At 61.0% G+C, this 2839-nt stretch carries 2 protein-coding genes; both read right to left on the reverse strand.

The window, feature by feature from the left end:
• Window positions 1-130: 130 nt before the first annotated feature.
• The gene (locus DCO47_RS26470) at window positions 131-1027 is read right to left on the reverse strand and encodes a PA4780 family RIO1-like protein kinase (protein ID WP_016771829.1); all 897 of its coding nucleotides are present in this window, start codon (window positions 1025-1027) and stop codon (window positions 131-133) included.
• 419 nt (window positions 1028-1446) lie between these two features.
• Window positions 1447-2724, reverse strand: coding sequence for an acetyl-CoA C-acetyltransferase (locus DCO47_RS26475; RefSeq protein ID WP_116659262.1), 1278 nt, complete (start codon window positions 2722-2724; stop codon window positions 1447-1449).
• Window positions 2725-2839 lie beyond the last annotated feature (115 nt).

A 2839-nucleotide genomic window follows, 5' to 3' on the forward strand; every position in this document is an offset into this window, starting at 1 on the left:
TTTTGATCTTGTCCTTGAAGCAAAGGCAAAAGATCGCAGCCTTCGGCAGCTCCTACAAGGGCACGCTCGCGTTTGCGGAAAGTGCGCGGGCACAAAAAACCCGGCCGAAGCCGGGTTTCTCATCAAGCGATCACTGCATCCACGGCGGTGGAGGCGGTTCTTCAGGTTTGCCTTTCGGTGCGTCGTCTGCCGCGCGAATGGCCTGCTTGCGTTCCTCGTCGAGGCGCGCCGCTTCGATCTCTCGCAGCACCCCGCCGACATCCGCCAGGTCTTCCGGATCGTCGAACTCGCCGGTCAGCACACTGTTCGGGTGCAAGGTGCCGGCTTCGTACAACGCCCACATTTCCTTGGCGTACTTGGTCTTCTTCAACTCCGGCGCGAAACGCCCGAAGTACGAAGCCATGTTGCCAACGTCGCGCTCGAGCATGCTGAACGCGTGGTTGTTGCCCGCAGCGTCGACTGCCTGGGGCAGGTCAATAATCACCGGACCGGTCGGGGTCAGCAGCACGTTGAACTCGGAGAGGTCACCGTGCACCAGACCGGTACACAACATCAGCACGATCTGCGAAATCAGGAAGGCGTGATACTCGCGCGCCTGATCCGGCTCCAGCACCACATCGTTCAGCCGCGGCGCAGCATCGCCGAATTCATCCGCCACCAGCTCCATCAACAGCACGCCGTCGAGGAAGTCATACGGCTTCGGCACTCGCACACCGGCGCCGGCGAGACGGAACAGCGCCGCCACTTCGGCGTTCTGCCAGGCGTCTTCGGTCTCTTTGCGACCGAACTTGGACCCCTTCGCCATGGCCCGCGCCTGACGACTGTTACGAACCTTGCGGCCTTCCTGATACTCGGCCGCCTGGCGGAAACTGCGTTTATTCGCCTCCTTGTAGACCTTGGCGCAACGTAACTGATTGCCGCAGCGCACTACATAAACAGCTGCCTCTTTGCCACTCATCAGTGGGCGCAGCACTTCGTCGACCAGACCGTCCTCGATCAGGGGTTCAATGCGTTTTGGAGTCTTCATCAGCTTTTATTGTGGGTCCTTTATTACCAAACACGCGAATGTCACTCGTTATACGGCAATCCTCGCCCGACGGGGAGGGGTTGCCGACCTGTGAACCTTGAGGATGCACACACTGTGCCGGATCAATCGCAGCGACCCGGGCGAATCATAGCCGAGACCGTGGCATTGATTGGTATCGGCCGGCAAGGGCATTTGCGACAGAATCTGACATGGATGGTGTGACCTGATTGCCCTCACCCCAGCCCTCTCCCAGAGGGAGAGGGGGCCGACCGAGATGTCTCCCGTAATACATCGACCTGAGAGACCGCAGCGATTATGGCTTGAATCGCAGCTTTGGATTCGGTGAAGGACGCTCAGGTCGGCGTCGATTTCAAGCATCCCCCCACTCGGTCCCCTCTCCCTTTGGGAGAGGGGCTTTTTCAGCGTTCGATAATCGCAGTGACACCCTGCCCGCCCGCCGCACAGATCGAGATCAACCCCCGCCCCTTGCCGGCCGCATCCAGCAGCTTGGCCAGGTTCGCCACAATCCGCCCGCCGGTCGCGGCAAACGGATGCCCCGCCGCCAGTGAACTGCCTTTCACATTAAGCCGACTGCGATCGATCGAACCCAACGGCGCGTCGAGACCCAAGCGGGTTTTGCAATATTCCGGATCTTCCCAGGCCTTGAGCGTGCACAACACCTGCGCGGCGAACGCTTCGTGAATCTCGTAGTAATCGAAATCCTGCAAGGTCAGGCCATTGCGCGCCAGCAAGCGTGGCACGGCATACACCGGCGCCATCAGCAGGCCCTCGGCACCGTTGACGAAATCCACCGCTGCCGCTTCGCCGTCGCGCAGATAAGCAAGGATCGGCAAGCCGCGCTCGTTGGCCCATTCTTCACTGCCGAGCAACACCACCGAAGCACCATCGGTGAGCGGCGTGGAGTTGCCCGCAGTCAGCGTGCCCTTGGCGCTTTTCTCGAACGCCGGCTTCAGCGTGGCGAGTTTTTCCAGGGTCAAGTCCGGGCGCAGATTGTTGTCGCGGGTCAGGCCGAGGAACGGCGTCATCAGATCGTTGTGCCAGCCTTCGCTGTAGGAAGCGGCAAGTTTTTGATGGCTTTCGAGGGCCAGTTGATCCTGTTCTTCGCGGGGGATATTCCAGGTCTGCGCCATCAATTCACAGTGCTCGCCCATCGACAGGCCAGTGCGCGGCTCGCCGTTGCGCGGGAATTCGGGGATCAGGTGCTGGGGGCGCAACTGCAGCAGGGTTTTCAGTTTTTCGCCGGTAGTCTTGGCGCGGTTGGCCTGTAGAAGAATCCTGCGCAGGCCTTCGCTGACGCTGATCGGCGCGTCGGAGGTGGTGTCGACGCCGCCGGCAATGCCGCAATCGATCTGGCCGAGCGCGATCTTGTTGGCCACCAGCAGCGCCGCTTCCAGACCCGTGCCGCAGGCTTGCTGAATGTCATAGGCCGGCGTCGCTGGAGACAGGCGCGAACCGAGCACGCACTCGCGGGTCAGGTTCATATCCCGTGACAATTTAAGCACCGCGCCCGTTACCACCTCGCCGATGCGCTGGCCGTGCAGGTTGTAGCGCTCGATCAGGCCTTCCAGCGCGGCGGTGAGCATCGCCTGATTGCTGGCCGTGGCATACGGCCCGTTGGAGCGGGCGAAGGGAATGCGGTTACCGCCGATGATCGCGACGCGGCGCAGCTGGGTCATAAAAGCTCCTGTCAGACTTGCGAATTCACATAGATCCTTTGTAGGAGTGAGCCTGCTCGCGATAGCGGTGTATCAGGCTAATGACACGTTTCTGACCCACCGCTATCGCGAGAAG

Origin of the sequence: Pseudomonas sp. NDM (genome assembly GCF_003105095.1) — a bacterium.
GTDB lineage: Bacteria > Pseudomonadota > Gammaproteobacteria > Pseudomonadales > Pseudomonadaceae > Aquipseudomonas > Aquipseudomonas moraviensis_A.

What these genes read in the sequence shown, in the direction of transcription:
- DCO47_RS26470 (WP_016771829.1), bottom strand. Translation starts at nt 1,027, where the DNA reads ATGAAGACTCCAAAACGCATTGAACCCCTGATCGAGGACGGTCTGGTC.
- DCO47_RS26475 (WP_116659262.1), bottom strand. Translation starts at nt 2,724, where the DNA reads ATGACCCAGCTGCGCCGCGTCGCGATCATCGGCGGTAACCGCATTCCC.